The organism is Methylobacterium sp. AC315 (assembly GCF_979253755.1).
In genome coordinates this window covers 40655-56463 of sequence record NZ_CEEDEA010000012.1, presented here as the reverse complement: position 1 = coordinate 56463, position 15809 = coordinate 40655, and the positions used below count along the sequence as shown (strand labels likewise).

At 72.1% G+C, this 15809-nt stretch carries 11 protein-coding genes; 3 read left to right on the top strand and 8 right to left on the bottom strand.

Annotation, left to right across the window (positions count from 1 at the left end; genetic code table 11):
* The first annotated feature begins 2 nt into the window (after positions 1–2).
* On the top strand, positions 3–614 hold the full coding sequence (locus AC0IY0_RS19260; RefSeq protein ID WP_471765104.1) for a pyridoxamine 5'-phosphate oxidase family protein: 612 nt from the start codon (positions 3–5) through the stop codon (positions 612–614).
* Positions 615–704: 90 nt separating this feature from the next.
* Here AC0IY0_RS19260 and AC0IY0_RS19255 read toward each other — a convergent pair whose 3' ends face one another.
* Genes AC0IY0_RS19255 through AC0IY0_RS19245 form a run of 3 tightly spaced genes read right to left on the bottom strand, consistent with a single transcriptional unit; the run spans position 705 to position 7531 of the window.
* A complete protein-coding gene (locus tag AC0IY0_RS19255) occupies positions 705–1619 on the bottom strand; it encodes a transglutaminase family protein (protein ID WP_147939534.1) in 915 nt (304 codons plus the stop codon).
* A 55-nt stretch (positions 1620–1674) separates the two neighbouring features.
* Entirely contained in the window at positions 1675–4224 is a 2550-nt protein-coding gene (locus AC0IY0_RS19250; RefSeq protein ID WP_246693268.1) for a circularly permuted type 2 ATP-grasp protein, read from the bottom strand.
* Between the two features lie 13 nt (positions 4225–4237).
* Positions 4238–7531 (bottom strand): transglutaminase family protein, encoded by a 3294-nt coding sequence (locus tag AC0IY0_RS19245; RefSeq protein WP_147907844.1) that lies wholly within the window; start codon positions 7529–7531, stop codon positions 4238–4240.
* Between the two features lie 225 nt (positions 7532–7756).
* Here AC0IY0_RS19245 and AC0IY0_RS19240 point away from each other — a divergent pair, with 225 nt between their 5' ends.
* Entirely contained in the window at positions 7757–8941 is a 1185-nt protein-coding gene (locus AC0IY0_RS19240; RefSeq protein ID WP_147907843.1) for a zinc-binding metallopeptidase family protein, read from the top strand.
* A 364-nt stretch (positions 8942–9305) separates the two neighbouring features.
* Here AC0IY0_RS19240 and AC0IY0_RS19235 read toward each other — a convergent pair whose 3' ends face one another.
* Together AC0IY0_RS19235 and mntR are read right to left on the bottom strand one after the other, a co-directional pair.
* A complete protein-coding gene (locus AC0IY0_RS19235) occupies positions 9306–9515 on the bottom strand; it encodes a hypothetical protein (RefSeq protein WP_471765021.1) in 210 nt (69 codons plus the stop codon).
* A gap of 46 nt (positions 9516–9561) precedes the next feature.
* Positions 9562–10041 (bottom strand): manganese-binding transcriptional regulator MntR, encoded by a 480-nt coding sequence (gene mntR / locus AC0IY0_RS19230; protein ID WP_147907841.1) that lies wholly within the window; start codon positions 10039–10041, stop codon positions 9562–9564.
* A gap of 171 nt (positions 10042–10212) precedes the next feature.
* Here mntR and AC0IY0_RS19225 point away from each other — a divergent pair, with 171 nt between their 5' ends.
* Complete coding sequence (locus AC0IY0_RS19225; RefSeq protein ID WP_147907840.1) at positions 10213–11595, top strand: Nramp family divalent metal transporter; 1383 nt, start codon at positions 10213–10215, stop codon at positions 11593–11595.
* 379 nt (positions 11596–11974) lie between these two features.
* On the opposite strand, the gene AC0IY0_RS19220 is transcribed toward AC0IY0_RS19225, so the two are convergent.
* The 3 genes from AC0IY0_RS19220 to AC0IY0_RS19210 all read right to left on the bottom strand — a co-directional run bounded on the left by AC0IY0_RS19220 (position 11975) and on the right by AC0IY0_RS19210 (position 15681).
* A complete protein-coding gene (locus AC0IY0_RS19220) occupies positions 11975–13663 on the bottom strand; it encodes a thiamine pyrophosphate-binding protein (RefSeq protein WP_471765019.1) in 1689 nt (562 codons plus the stop codon).
* A gap of 146 nt (positions 13664–13809) precedes the next feature.
* The gene (locus AC0IY0_RS19215; protein WP_147907838.1) at positions 13810–15012 is read right to left on the bottom strand and encodes an FAD-dependent oxidoreductase; all 1203 of its coding nucleotides are present in this window, start codon (positions 15010–15012) and stop codon (positions 13810–13812) included.
* 324 nt (positions 15013–15336) lie between these two features.
* Positions 15337–15681, bottom strand: coding sequence for an MliC family protein (locus AC0IY0_RS19210; RefSeq protein ID WP_471765018.1), 345 nt, complete (start codon positions 15679–15681; stop codon positions 15337–15339).
* Positions 15682–15809: the final 128 nt, after the last annotated feature.

Genomic DNA, 15809 nt, shown 5'->3' with positions numbered 1-15809 from the left:
CGATGATCGTCGACAGCATCGCGGCGCTGGAGGCGATCTACGCGCCGTCCCTGGCGCCCGCCTCCGTGGCCAAGGTCACGGCGGCGATCACGCCGGACTACGCGGCGCTGATCGCCGCCGCGCCGTTCGCAGTGCTGGCGACGAGCGGTCCCGAGGGGCTCGATTGCAGCCCCCGGGGCGACCGGCCGGGCTTCGTGCGGGTGGCCGGCCCGCGCACGCTGATCCTGCCCGACCGGCGCGGCAACAACCGGATCGATTCCCTGCGCAACGTCGTGCGCGATCCCCGGGTGGCGCTGCTGTTCCTGATCCCGGGCTCGGGCACGACCTTCCGGGTGAACGGCACGGCGGTGATCTCGGCCGACCCGGATCTCCTGGATTCGTTCCGCGTGGACGGGCACGCGCCGCGCACGGCCCTCGTGATCACGGTCGAGGCGGCGTATTTCCAATGCGCCCGGGCGATCATCCGCGCCCGGCTTTGGGAGCCCGACGCCCGGGTCGATCCGGCGGACCTGCCGAGCCCCGGGGCGATCCTGGCCGCGCTCACCGCGGGGGAGGTCGAAGGCCAGGTCTACGACGCGGAATGGCCGGGACGGGCCGCCAAGACGATGTGGTGACGCGGCGTTCGATTTTCTGGATCCGCCTGTAGAGTGCGTGCATTACGGGCGCATGCCGTCCATCGGATCGGCCATGCCGCTCGCCTCCGCTCACCCCACCAGGGCGAGACCCGGCTGGGAAAAATCCTGCGTCTCGGTCTCGGGGATCACATCGACCTCGACCTTCAGGCGCTGCTTGCCCGAGCCGCTGACGATGCCGTCCACCGGCGCCACGTCGCCGTAGTCGCGGCCTCGGGCCACCACGATGTGGTCGTCCCGCACCGCCACGCCGTTGGTCGGGTCGAGGCCGAGCCAGCCGTCGCCGCACCAGACCGCCACCCAGGCGTGGCTCGCATCCGCGCCGCGCAGGCGCGGCCGGCCCGGCGGCGGCACGGTCCGCAGGTAGCCGCTGACATAGGCGGCCGGCAGCCCCATGCCGCGCAGGCCCGCGATCATCACGTGGGCGAAATCCTGGCAGACCCCGGCCCGGAGCGCGAAGGATTCGGCGAGCGGCGTGCGCACAGTCGTGGCCTTGGCGTCGAACCGGAAGTCGGCGCGGATGCGCAGCATCAGGTCGTAGGCCGTCCCATAGGCGCTGCGGCCGGGCACGAAGCTGGCGCGGGCGTAGTCGGTGACATCGGGGACGAGGGGGACCCGGCCGCTCGGGAACAGGAAATGGACCGGCGCCCGGCCGCGGAGGTCGCACCCGGCCACAACGGCGTCGCGGACCCGCTCCCAGGGCTGGCCGGCCTCGGGCTCCGGCGGGACGCGGCGCTCGACCCGCACGGTGGACAGCGCCTCGACGCTGAAGGTGGTGTGGGGCGTATCGAGCGTGATCGCCACGGCCTCGATCCCGAAATAGTCGCGCCGCATCACCGCGGTGGTGGGGCTCGGATCGATGGTCACGGCGCTCGCCAGCACGCTCTGGCCCTCGCCGTCCTGCGGCTTGAGCCGCAGGGCGCAGCGGGCGAAGCGCACCGGCTTGCCGTAGCGGTAGGTGGTGCGGTGGCGCAGCGTGTAGATCATCGCGACGACCGCGCGCCGCGGGCCGTCCTCAAGGCGGCTTCAGGGGCGCACATCATCAAGCCAGGCCTGTCAGCTTTTCCGGGCGCAGCGCGTTCGGCCCGGCCGGAAAGTAGCGCACCGCGATGCCGTCGGCGAGGCGTTCGAGGTCGGTCTCCAGGGCCGTCAGGCGCACGGCGTCGAAATCGGCGGCCTCGCCGCTGCGCAGTTCCGCCAGGATCCGGGAGGCGATGCGGCGATGCGGCTCCGGGATGCCGTCGGCCGACAGGGCCGGCAGGTCGTCGAGGTGCCGGGCGATCGCCTCGGCCTGGAAGGCGATGGAACGCGGGTTGTAGGGGTCGAGCAACACCATGTCGCGGACCGGGTCGAGGGCCGCACCCTGCATGTAGCGCCGGCCGTAGCTGATCTGCGAGTCGCTGAGCGACAGCATCACCCCGAGGCAGCCCGGGGTCGCCTCGTCGTTGGCGAAGGACAGCGCGAAGGTGCAGGTGTTGACCGCCCGCTCGACGCGCCGGCCGAGCTCGACGAAGTGCCAGCCCTCCGCCCGGCTCATGTTCTCGTGGGTGAGCCCGGACAGGGCGGCGAGCTGGCTCAGCGCCCGCTCGGCCCGCCCGGCGAGCTGCGACTCGGTGAAGGCCCGCTCGGTGTCCAGCGACACGATCTCGATCAGGTCGGCCAGCACCCGCCAGGCCTCGCCGGAGAGGCGGGCGCGGAGCGCGGCGGCGTTGCGCCGGGCCGAGACGATGTGGGCGCGGGCCGAGCCGGAGCGCTCGCGCCCGGTCAGCGCCTCCTGGGCGAGCCGGGCCGTGGGCAGGTCGGTGGCGCCGGTGGCGCCCCATTCGTAGAGCAGCGCCCGCAGGGCCAGGGCGGCCGGCGTGTCGAGGGCCCCGGAGATGTCGGCCCCGACGGCGTCGCCGACGCTGCGCAGGTGCGCCAGGACCAGCCGGATCACCGCTTCGGCGCGCTCGAGGTAGCGGCCGAACCAGAACAGGCCGTCGGCGGCACGCGACGGCAGGTGGCCGCCGACCCGGCGCACCCGCGGGGCCGCGTGGGAGCCGATCAGCGGCGCCTCGACCGGGCTCTCGGACAGCACCCACAGGTCGGCCGAGCGGATGCCCAGCCGCATCTCGATCGGGTCGACGTCCTCGCGCTCCGAGACCCGGCAGAAGCCGCCCGGCATGACCTGCCAGCCCGCGGGGGTCCGGGCCGCGAAGACGCGCACCACGAAGGGGCGGGGCACCAGGTAGAGGCCGTTGTCGCCACGCTCCCAGCCCGGCATGGTCGAGAGCGGCGCGGCCTCCTGGGCGACGTAGTCGAACGGCCGGTCGCGCAGGGCCGCCACCACCCGGGCCCGCTCGGCCGCCAGGGCCTGGGGCGCCAGGATCGCGTCGCGGCCGGCCCCGCGCTGGGGCGTGGCGGCCGGGCGCAGGGTCAGGCTGTCGAGGTTGGCCTGGGCGTGGGCCAGGCCTTCGAGGTCGCCGCACCACCAGGCCCGGGGATGCCCGAGCCGCAGCGGCGCGCCCAGCAGCCGGCGGGCGATGCCGTCGAGATACGGGGCGAGCGCCGCGGATTCGACCAGCCCGGAGCCCGGCATGTTGGCCATCACCAGGGAGCCGTTGCGCAGGGCCTCGATCACTCCGGGCACGCCCAGGCGCGAGGCCGGGTTCAGTTCGAGGGGATCGAGATAGTCGGCATCGATCCGCCGCCACAGGGCGTCGGCCCGCTTCAGGCCCGAGACGGTGCGCACGTGCAGGGCGCCGTCGCGCATGACGAGGTCGTCGCCCTCGACCAGCATCAGGCCGAGATACCGGGCCAACGCCGCCTGCTCGACATAGGTGCTGCTGTAGGGCCCCGAGGTCAGCAGGCAGATGCGCGGGTCGGAGCGCTCGGCCCCGAGCGCCAGCCCCTCGCGGAAGGCCTGGAAGAAGGCCGGCAGGCGCTCGACGTGGAGGTCCTGGAAGAAGTCCGGGAAGGTCCGGGCCAGGACCATGCGGTTCTCCAGCGCCCAGCCGAGGCCCGAGGGGGCCTGCGTCCGGTCGGCCAGGACCTGCCAGCGCCCGTCCGGTCCCCGGCCGATATCGGCGGCGTAGAGCTTCAGGTAGTGCCCCCCCGGGGGTGCGACCCCGTGAAGGGGGTGGAGGAATTCGGGCGTCCCGGCCACGATCGCGGCGGGCAGCAGCCCGTCGGCGACCAGGCGGCCCTCGCCGTAGCAATCGGCAAGGATCGCCTCCATCAGCTCCGCGCGCTGGACGATCCCGGCGCTGAGGTCGCGCCACTCGGCGGCCTCGACCACCAGGGGCAGGCAGTCGAGCGGCCAGGGATGCTCGCGCTGGTCGCCGGAGATCCGGAACGAGATGCCGGCATCCCGGATGTGCCGCTCCGCCGAGACGAAGCGGGCCAGGATCTCCGGCTCGGTGAGCGCCCCGAGATGGTCGAGCAGGCGCGGCCACGCCCCCCGGGGGGCGCCGTCGCCGCCCAGGAACTCGTCGGGACGGCCGGAGACGGGCCGATAACCCGCGGTCCAGCGCGCGACGCGCTCCCGCGGGCTTTCGCGCACGTTCTCGCCCGCCTCGGTCCGGGCGGCGCCGGCCGCGAGCGCCGCCTCCATCACCGGGCTCCGGTCATGTCGGGGCCGGCATGCGCAGGTCGAGGGTCAGCGGGAACTCGGCGTTCGTCTCCGCGCGGGGCATCTCGACCCGGCCCGGCGTGTGACCGAGGGGCTCGAAGCGGGCGAGGCGGCGCCCCTCCGCCTCGTAGGCGTTGACCGGGTGGGTCTCGTAGTTCCGTCCGCCCGGGTGGGCGACGTGGTAGCGGCAGCCGCCGAGCGAACGTCCGCTCCAGACGTCGAGGATGTCGAAGGTCAGCGGCGAGTGGGCCGGGATCGTGGGGTGCAGCGAGGAGGCCGGCTGCCACGCCTTGAAGCGCAGGCCCGCCACGGCCTCGCCGCCACGGCCGGTGCCGGTCATGGGCAGCCGGCGCCCGTTGCAGGCGATGACGTGCCGCTCGGGCACGAACCCCTCGACCTTGACCTGAAGCCGCTCGACCGAGCTGTCGACGAAGCGCACGGTGCCCCCGCTGGTCCCTTCCTCGCCCATCACGTGCCAGGGCTCCAGCGCCTGGCGCAGTTCCATTCGGACCCCGCCCTGCTCCACCACGCCGAAGACGGGGAAGCGGAACTGGGCCTGCGCCTCGAACGCGACCGGGTCGAAAGCGTAGCCCGCCGCCCGCAGATCCTCCAGCACCCCGAGGAAGTCGGCCCAGAGGAAATGCGGCAGCATGAAGCGATCGTGGAGGTTCGTGCCCCAGCGGACACAACCCCCGGTCTGCGGCTCGCGCCACAGCCACGCCACCAGGGCCCGCAGCAGCAATTGCTGCGCGAGGCTCATGCGGGCGTCCGGCGGCATCTCGAAGGCCCGGAACTCCAGCAGGCCGAGACGCCCGGTCGGACCGTCCGGCGAGTACAGCTTGTCGATGCAGATCTCGGCCCGGTGGGTGTTGCCGGTGACGTCCACCAGGATGTTGCGGAACACCCGGTCGACCAGCCAGCGCGGGATGTTGGGCGCGTCGGCGGCCGGGATCTGGGCCAGCGCGATCTCCAGCTCGTAGAGCCCGTCATGGCGGGCCTCGTCCATGCGCGGGGCCTGGCTGGTCGGGCCGATGTAGAGGCCGGAGAACAGGTACGAGAGCGCCGGGTGGCGCTGCCAGTAGAGCACCAGGCTCTTCAGCAGGTCGGGCCGGCGCAGGAACGGCGAATCGTCCGGCGTGACGCCGCCCATGACCACGTGGTTGCCGCCGCCGGTGCCGGTGTGGCGCCCGTCGACCATGAATTTCTCCGCGCCGAGCCGGGTCTGCCGGGCTTCGGCGTAGAGGTCGGTGGTGATCGCCACCGCCTCGCGCCAGGACGCGGCCGGGTGGACGTTGACCTCGATCACGCCGGGATCGGGGGTGACCTTGATCAGGCCGATGCGCGCATCGTAGGGCGGCTCGTAGCCCTCGACATGGATCGGCAGCGCCAGCTCGGCGGCAGCCGCCTCGAGGTGGGCGGCGAGCTCGAGATACTCGTCGGCCCGCTGGGTCGGCGGCATGAACACGCGCACGATTCCGTCCCGGGGCTCGATCGCCAGCGCGGTGCGGACCGCGACGCCGGTGATGCCGGCCCCGTTGACCACCGTCGCGGCCTTGGGATCGTCGGGGAGCGGCCCGCGGGGCTCCAGCGGGTCCTGCGGCTGGTAGTAGGGATAGTGCTCGGGCGGCACGTAGGGCAGGGACGACAGGGGCAGGCGGAAGCCGAGGGGCGAATCACCCGGCACCAGGAAGGCCTGGCCCCGGCGGAACGCCCACTTCTCCGAGATCCAGACCCGGTCGGAATCGCCGTCCTTGCCGGTGGGCAGGCTCGCGAGCGGCAGGACGTAGCCCGCCGGCTCCCCGAGGCCGCGGGCGTAGACGCGCCGGATCCGGGCGTCGAACTCCACGGAGCCGGACTTGGCGGCGGCCGGCGTGACGTTGACCGGCAGGTCCGCCGCCTTCTTCTCCCAGAGCTCGCCGTCCTCGAAGGTCGGGAACACGTAGTCGGACAGCCCGAGCCGGCGGGCCAGCGCGTCGGCCAGCGCCTTGGCCTGCGCGATGGTGGCGGTACCGTGTGAATCTTGGCCTTCCGCCCCTTCGCCCACCTCGGGGGCGATCAGGGCCGGGTCGGTCCAGATCGGCTTGCCGTCCTTGCGCCAGTAGAGCGCGAAGGCCCAGCGCGGCAGGCTCTCGCCCGGGTACCACTTGCCCTGGCCGTAATGCAGCAGCCCGCCCGGGCCGAACCGGTCGCGCAGGCGCCGGATCAGCGTGTCGGCCATCCGCCGCTTGGTCGGGCCGACCGCGGCGATGTTCCATTCCGGCGCCTCGAAATCGTCCACCGACACGAAGGTCGGCTCGCCGCCCATGGTCAGGCGGACGTCCTGGGCCACGAGGTCGGCGTCGACCCGCTCACCCAGCGCGTCCATGGCCGACCAGACCGTCTCGGAATACGGCTTGGTGATCCGCGGCGTCTCGGCGACCCGGGTGATCCGCATCTCGAAGCCGAACTCGGTCTTGGCCGGCTCGGCCGCACCCGAGATCGGCGCCGCCGAGCGGTAATGCGGGGTCGCGGCGAGTGGGATGTGGCCCTCGCCGGTGAGCAGCCCGGAGGTCGCGTCCATGCCGATCCAGCCGGCGCCCGGCAGGTAGACCTCGGCCCAGGCGTGCAGGTCGGTGAAGTCCGCCGACGCGCCGGCGGGACCGTCGACCGCGGTGGTGTCGGGCACGAGCTGGATCAGGTAGCCGGAGACGAAGCGCGCCGCGAGCCCGATCCGGCGCAGCACCTGCACGAGCAGCCAGGCCGAATCGCGGCACGACCCGCTCTTGAGCCGCAGCGTCTCGGCCGGCGTCTGCACGCCCGGCTCCAGGCGCACGCCGTAGGCGATCTCGCGGGCGATCAGGCCGTTGAGCGCCACTAGGAACAGCACCGTGCTGGGCTCCTCGGGGAGCCGCGCGAGCAGCGCCTCGATCTCAGGCCCGTCCGCGTCCACGGGCATCAGGTAGGGCGCCAGCTCCTCCGACAGGTCCGGCTCGTACGCGAAGGTCCGAGCCTGCGCGTAATCCTCCACGAAGAAGTCGAACGGGTTGATCACCGCCATCTCGGCGGTGAGGTCGACCTCGATCTTCAGCTCGTCGGTCTTCTCCGGGAAGACCAGGCGGGCGAGCCAGTTGCCGCTCGGATCCTGCTGCCAGTTCAGGAAGTGGTTGGCGGGCGTCACCGTCAGCGCGTAGGCCGGAACCTTGGTGCGCGCGTGCGGAGCCGGGCGCAGGCGCACCACCTGGGGACCGAGGCTGATCGGCCGGTCGTAGCGGTAATGCGTGACGTGGTGCAGGGCGGCTTTGATCGACACGATGGCTCCGTCTGAAGGATCGAATGCGGTCTCGTAGCCGGCACCGGGCGCCGCGGCGGGTCGATCGCCGAGCCCACCGCGCGGTTATGTGCCAAGGACGGGGTCACAAGCAATTTTCGTGCGGTGCCCTCTGCGTCCGCGGAGCGCCGCCGACCTTGGCCGGAACTTTGCCGGTCGCGCTCATTTGATCGAAAAGTGGGCCGGTTGCCGGCCCGGGACCACGCGATGAAGCTCTTCCAGTGCCAGGCCTGCGACCAGCCGGTCACCTTCGAGGCGACCGCCTGCGAGAGCTGCGCGCGCCGGCTGGGCTATGTCTGCGCGGCGCACGAGGTCTCGGCCCTGGAGCCCATGGGCCTCTCCGCCCATCCGGCCATGGGCGGCGCCCAGACCTTCCACGCCTATGCGGGTTCCGGACGGCGCTACCGCTACTGCAGCAACGCCTCGTCGGGGGCCTGCAACTGGCTGGTGCCGGAGGACGAATCCGAGATCTTCTGCACCGCCTGCCGGCACAACCGAGTGGTGCCGGACCTGTCGCAATCCTGGAACCTCGCCCGCTGGCGCCAGATCGAGGCGGCCAAGCGCCGGCTGTTCTACTCGCTGCTGCGCCTCGAACTGCCGCTGGCGACCCGGGCCCAGTACACCGACGGGCTGGCCTTCGACTTCCTGGTCGATCCGTCGGAGAGCTTCTCGTACGGGCCGCCGGTGCTCACGGGCCACATCAACGGCCTGATCACCATGAACATCGCCGAGGCCGACGACGTCGAGCGCGAGCGGCGCCGGATCCTGTTCGGGGAGCATTACCGCACCCTGCTCGGCCATTTCCGGCACGAGATCGGGCATTACTTCTGGTACCTGCTGGTCATGAACGGGCCGACCATGGGCGCCTTCCGGGGGTTGTTCGGCGACGAGAACCTGAACTACGTCCGGGCCCTGCAGGACCACTACGCCCACGGCGCCCCGGCCGAGTGGGAGGATTCCTACGTCTCGGCCTACGCCACCGCCCATCCGTGGGAGGATTTCGCCGAGACGTTCGCGCATTACCTGCACATCGTCGACACGGTGGAGACCGCCTCGACCTTCGAGCTGCACGTGCGCCCGCGCCTGCGCAACGCCACGACGGCACCCACGGTGATCGATTTCGACCCCTACGACACCCACGACCTCGACCGGCTGATCGAGGCGTGGCTGCCGCTGACCTACGCGATCAACTCCCTGTCCCACAGCATGGGCCAGCCGGCGCTCTACCCGTTCAAGCTGACCCCCACGGTGATCGCCAAGCTCGCCTTCGTGCACGAGCGGATCTACGCCTCCCGCTCCGGCACCCTGCCGGATCCCGGCGAGGCCGGGGCCGAGATGCTGCGGGCGGTGATCCTGGGGTTGCGCCAGAAGGTGGCGGCGCCGACCGTGTGATCCGGTCGGCGGCCTGTCAGGGCCGTGGGCGCGGAATCGGCTTCAGGGTCATGAACCGGCACGTCCGGGACGAATCGGCCTCATCGACCTGCCAGACGGTTCTGACCCGTGGATCCGCGCCGGGACGGGCAGCGAGAGGGCCCTCGAAAGACGGCTCGATGGCCCGATAGGAATCCGCGCACATCCGGACGTCGGCCGTGATCGAACGGCGCATCGATCAGGGCGTCCGGATCACCCGGCGTGAATCCGCATGCGGCGAGGAAGCGACAATTCGCGGCCCCGTCCCGGTGGCTCGGATTGAGCAAGTCTGCGGTGACCTTGACCAGGGTGGCGAGGAAGCGGGACGGCCAACCGTCCGGATCGGTCACCCGACCACCCGCTCTACCGGGCACACGCCGCCCGCCTCGACCGTCGCCGGCATGTCGAACGGCTCCGTGAACTCGACCTCGAAGGCCTCGCCGTCGGCATAGACGGCGGCGACGTGCCTGTCGTGCCCGCCCGGGACCGGCACGTCGTCATCGCCCGAGACCGCCCGCAGGACGCGGCCGAGTTCGCCGGCCGGCGGCAGCGACACACACGATACGCCGTCCCGCATCGCACGCTATGCGCCCGGTCTCCGATCAGATCTCCTCCCGCCCCTCCACGAAGGCGCGGAACGCCGCCAGGGTCTCGGCGCTGACGTGGTGCTCGATCCCCTCGGCATCCCGCCGGGCGGTCTCGGGGCTGACCCCGAGGGTGCACAGGAAGCGCTCGACGATGCGGTGGCGCTCGCGCGCCTGGGCGGCCAGCCGGCGGCCAGCCTCGGTGAGGAACACGCCGCGATAGGGCCGCTGCTGGACGAAGCCGTCCTCGCACAGCCGCTTGAGCATCTTGGCGACGGTCGGCTGGGCCACGCCGAGGCGGGCGGCGATGTCGACCTGGCGCGCCTCGCCGCCGTCACCGATCAGGTCGTCGATCAGTTCGACGTAATCCTCGACGAGTTCGGAGCGCCGGGCCTCGCGGGCCTGGCGGAAGCTCTCCACGTGCCGCTCGGGATCGACCAGCGCGGTCTCGGGCAGGCCCTGGGTTTCGGAGGCACGCGGCTCGGACGGTTCCTGCATCGGCTCTCCCTCTCGCCGCCCCCCGGCGCCGCCCGACCCTTGTTAGCAAAATCCGCCCCGGGGAGGGGAGTCCCGCGACGCGGTTGCGGGCCTGTCTTAAATGCCCCCTTGAAACACGCGGCCGATCCCTTGAATATAGCCCAAGCTATATTTTTGAGAGAAGGGTGAGGCATGGCAACGCCGGATGCGGCGACGGTCCCGGGGGGCCAGATGCCCGAGGGACGTACGCCGACGGGAACGGTACCTCCGGCACCGGCGGGCCCTGCGCTCGGCAGGATGAGCCGGCGCACGGAGCAGGCGATCCGCGACACGCTCGACGGGCGGCCGGGCGGCCGCGGCCGGTTCCTGCTGTTCGTGGGCCCCGCCGTGACGGCGTCGATCGCCTACATGGACCCCGGCAACTTCGCGACCAACATCCAGGCCGGCGCCCGCTACGGCTACGGCCTGCTCTGGGTGGTGCTGCTCGCCAACATCACCGCGATGCTGTTCCAGGCGCTCTCGGCCAAGCTCGGGATCGTCACGGGCAAGAACCTCGCGGAGCATTGCCGCGACGCGACGCCGTTGCCGGTGCGGCTCGGCCTGTGGGGCATCAGCGAGGTCGCCGCCATGGCCACCGACCTCGCCGAGTTCCTGGGCGGCGCGATCGGGCTGTCGCTGCTCACCGGCATGCCGCTGATGGCCGGCATGGCGGTCACCGCGATCGTCACCTACGCGATCCTGCTGCTGGAGCAGGAGGGTTTTAGGCCGCTGGAGATCGCGATCGGCGTGATGGTCGGCACGATCGGCCTCTGCTACGCGGTCGAGCTCGCTATCGCCCCGGTGGACTGGGCCGACGCCGCCAAGGGTCTCGTCACCCCGCGGATCCCCGACGCGCAGGCGCTGACCATCGCGGTCGGGATCATCGGCGCCACCGTGATGCCGCACGCCCTGTTCCTGCATTCGGGCCTGACCCAGGGGCGGGGCAGCCCCCGCAACGACGCCGACCGGCGCCTGCTCGTGCGCTTCTCGAACCGCGAGGTGGTGGTGGCGCTGCTGCTGGCGGGCCTCGTCAACATGGCGATGGTGATCATGGCGGCCGCCGCCTTCCATGCCGGCCACAGCGAGGTCGCCGAGATCGACCAGGCCTATCGCACCCTGACCCCCCTGCTCGGGCCGGCGGCCGGGGCTGCCTTCCTGGTGTCGTTGCTGGCCTCCGGGATCTCCTCCTCGGTGGTGGGCACGCTCGCCGGCCAGATGGTGATGCAGGGCTTCACCGGCTGGCACATCCCGCTCATCGTCCGGCGGCTGGTGACCATGCTTCCGGCCTTCGTCGTGGTGGCGATCGGCGTCGACCCGACCCGGGCCCTGGTGCTGTCCCAGGTGGTGCTGTCGCTCGCCCTGCCGGTGCCGATGGTGGCTCTGGTGGTGTTCACCCGCCGCCGCAGCGTGATGGGCGCCTTCGCCAACGGCCCCCTGACCCAGGCCGCCGCCATGGCCGGGGCGGCCCTGGTGCTCGGCCTCAACATGGTGCTGCTGGCCGCCGCCTTCGGGGTGCCGATCCCGGGGCTGGAGTAGAGCCCACCGGGCCCCTTGCCCTGCCCTCAAGACTTGCCCATCCCGTTGGAGGGGCCTGCCCTAACGCCATGGGTTGAGCAGCGTCACGCCGGTCGCGGCGAAATCGGCGCTGTTGCGGGTGACGATCGTCAGGTCGTGAGCGAGGTCGGTCGCCGCGATCCGAGCATCGTGCTCGCGCCTGGGATCGGGGACGTGAAGTTGGGCGCCGCGCGATCGCGGTATCGATCGGCAGGATGGGGCCGGCGAAGGCCGGCATGCGCATGCCGGACCTCGCATGTCGGTCCAGACAGTCATTGGAGGCCCGGCAAGCGCCGTCAATCGGCTGCCGGGCCCTCGGACTCCGCCCGTGTTCGGGGTCGATGCCCCCGGGCGCCCCCGGTCAGCTCGCCCGGACCACCACCTCCACGAGGTTGGCGCCCCCTGACCGGATCCCGGCCTCGATCGCCGGGGCGATGTCGGCGGCCCGGGTCACCCGCCGCGACGGCACCCCCATGGAGGTGGCCAGCGCCAGGTAGTCGACGCGCGGGTCGGTGAGATCCATGGCGATGAAGCGGTTGGCGCGCACCGAGGCGTAGTGCGCCTGCCCCTTCATGAAGTTTTTCAGGATGTTGTACTCGGCGTTGTTGATCACCACGAAGGTGACCGGCAGCTTTTCGTGCGCGGCCGTCCAGAGTGCCTGGGGCGAGTACATGGCCGCCCCGTCGCCCACGACGCAGACCACGGGGGCGCGGTCGATGCCGAGGGAAAAACCGACCGCGGCCGGCATGCCCCAGCCGAGCACGCCGCCGCGCATCGCGGCGTATTGGTGGACGGAGTTGCTGTTCAGGAACGTGCGCAGGTGGGTCAGGGTCGCGGGCGCCTCGTCGATGATCGTGGTCTGCGCCCCCACGGCCCGGGCCACCTCGCGGGCGGCGACCAGGGGGGCGATCACCGGATCGTCGAAGGCGGCGTCCGCCGAGGCGGCGAGTTGCGCCCGGCGCTCGGCCTGGGCCGTCGTCGCCGCCGCGCGCAACTCCGCGAAGGCGCCGGTCCGGTCGGCCACGCGCGGCGCCAGCAGCGGCAGCAGCGCGTTCAGGGAGGCCTGGATGTCGCCCACCGTGGACAGGCTGGTGGCGTAGGTGCGCCCGAGGTCGCGGACATCCGCGGAGAGCTGGAACACCTGCGTCCCCGGCGGCACCGCCGAGACCTCCGAGTACAGGATGGTGATCAGCGACTTGCCGCCGAGCGCGAAGACCGCGTCGTAGCGCCCGAGGAGGTCGGCGATGGCGTCGGCCCGGGTCGGCAGGTTGCCGGCCCAGAGCGGGTGGGCGGTGGGGAACGGGATGTGGGCCGGCCAGGACGAGCCGTAGACCGGCGCGGCCAGCAGGTCGGCGAGCGCCACCATCTGGGCGGAGGCGTCCGAGGCGTCGATCTCGTCGCCGGCGATCAGCGCCAGGCGGCCGGGCGCGATGGCGGCAAGTTTCTCGGCCAGGCGATCGAGGGAGCCCGCCACCGCCCGCTGGTCGATGGTCGAGGTCTCGCCCGCCGGGGTCGTGGTCATCGCCTCCATGACGTCCATCGGCAGGGACAGGAAGACCGGACCGGACGGGGCGGCGCCGCAATCGTGGAAGGCCCGGCGCAGGAGCACCGGGATCTGGTCCGGGCTCGTGACCTCGCGCGCCCACTTCACCACCGGGTCGGCGATGGCGACGAGGTCGCCCATCAGCAGCGGGTCGGACAGGGCGTGGCGCAGGTCCTGCTGCCCGGCCGTCACCACGAGCGGCGTGCCGCTGACCTGGGCGTTCCACAGCGCACCCATGCCGTGGCCGAGGCCGCCGGCGGTGTGCAGGTTGAGGAAGGCGGGCCGGCGCGCGCCCTGCGCGTAGCCGTCGGCCATCGCCACCGCGGTCGCCTCCTGCAGGGCCAGGATATAGCCGATGTCCTGCGCCTCGGTGAGCGCGTCGATCAGCGGCAATTCGGTGGTGCCGGGATTGCCGAAGATGTAGCGCACGCCCTCCGAGCGCAGCACATCCAGCAGCAGGTCGGCGCCCCTCCGGCTCCCGGCGGCGTCCACGGTCTCGATCGGCATGCGCAAACCTCCTCCGCCCCCCGGCGGAATCAGCGCGACGCTACCCCATGGCCGCGCCGCGACGAAGACCTGCGGCGCGGGATCTGGTTTCCAAAGGGCGAGCCCTTCGGCGGGTTGTCAGGGTGGTGCCCCGACGACGCCGAACGTTACAGCCCCATCGGCAGCAACCCGGGTGCCAAGGCCGCGGCGGCCCGCGGCCCATCCTTGACCAGGCGAATCGCCGTGCGGGCGACGCGGTTGCGCAGGCGCCGGGCCCGCCAGAGCGCGCCCGTCTCCACGGCGAGGCCGCGGGCGTAGACGCTGGCGCGCAGGCTGCGGGCGTCGCAGGCCTGCTTGACCGGGTCGGCGTAGAAGCCGGCGATCTTGTCCCGGCCCATGCCGGGGGTCGCGAGCCAGGCCGGCACGTGGACCCGCGCGAGCTGGTCGGCATCGGTCAGCAGCTTGCCGATCCCGGTACCCGGGATCGGGCAGGCGGTCTGGAAGGCGTCGCCGATCAGCACCAGCCCGTCGCGCTCCACCCCGTCGGCCCGGGCGAGGTCGATCGGCCGGACTTCGAGGGGGCCGGACACCGACAGGTCCGGGCAGTGCCGCGCGAGGCGGGGCATCATCGCCCGCAGGACCGCCTCCGGGTCCCGGCGCAGGGCCGCGACCCACGGCTCGCCGGGATCGCGGTAGCAGAACAGGTTGGCCCGCATCACGTCCCCGATCGGGAACAGGGTCAGGTAGGCGTCGCGGCCGCCGAACCCCTCGGAGAAGTAGGTCATGGCCGGGAACGGGAAGGCGGCCCGGGGCGCCGCCATGTCGAAGCCGACCGCCAGCGAGTGACGCGGGCTCAGCGCCCGCTTGGTGATGCCGGCCTTGGCCAGCAGCGCCTGCCCGAGCCCGGTGGCGAGCACGACCAGGCGCGCCTCGATCCGGCGGCCGTCGCTCAGGGAGAGCATCTGGCGATCCGGCCCGAGGTCGAAATCGGCGACCCGGCCGGGGGTCAGCAGCCCCTCCGGCAGGGCGGCCCGGGCGGCCCCGACCAGCACCGGATAATGCGCGCCCCATTCGCGGGAGGCCTCCCGGTAGGCGAGGCGGCCGTAGCGCACCACCGCGACCTCCTCGGTCGCCGTCGTGCAGGCGGCGAGCGCCCGGCCGAAGCCGAGGCCCTCGAACAGCGCCATCTGGTCGGCCCCGAATTTCTCCGCCCGGAAGTCGCGGCGTGCCTCACCGCGCTCGGCCTGAGCGTCGATCAGCGTGACCCGGGTCCCGGCGCGGGCGAGCGCCCCGGCGAGGCAACTCCCGGCCAGCCCGGCCCCCACCACGGCCACGTCGCAGGTTTCCACCGCGCTGCCCATTGCTGTCATCTGAAAGTCGTCCTGCGGCCGCGCCAGAACCTGAACGCGCGAAAACGCATGAATGATAGCGATCGGGAACCCTGTAAAGCACGTACGTAATTTTTCGCGACCCCGGAAACATACGTTTACGCTGCCGCGCAGGCTCCGGCGGCATGCTCATCTTCTGATTGAATTGCTGCATCTTAGCGGATCTACCGCCCGGCCCGGATCTTCCTCGGCTCGATAGCGGCGCCCGCTCCGGTTGGGTTTTGACTTGCTCAGCGTTCCTTGCTGAGCGTTCCTTGCCGGGTGCTACTTGCAAGGTGCTACTTGCAAGGTGCTACTTGCCGGGCGCTACTTGCCGGAGCGGACTTCCGTGCAGGTGAGAGGGGGCTTGCCCGCCTCCGTCCAGGTGACGGTGCGCCCCTTGCCGCGCAGCTCATGGCTCGCGTCTCCGTACTGGATCCCATCCGCGTGCGGCTCGACCGGCAAGGTGACCGACGGGCCGGCGGGCGGGTGAACGACGGCCGGCCCGTTCAGGTCGGCGGTGTCGAACTCGACCGTGAGCGTCCGCCCCGCGGGACACGCGAACGCGACCCTGTTCATCGCGGACGATGCGGCGTGCGCCTGTTCCACCGCACCCGGAAGTCCCATGGCGAGAAGGAGGGCGATGCCGCCCCGGGAGAGCAAACGGTTCACGGTACCTCCTGCTGTGCTGATCCCGGCACCGCTCCGATGTGCGGGACATCGGAGAATCGGCCTTCGAAGACCGGGCGCGCAACCTACCGCGATTTCGCCGATCACATCAGGATCGATGGACTCGGGAC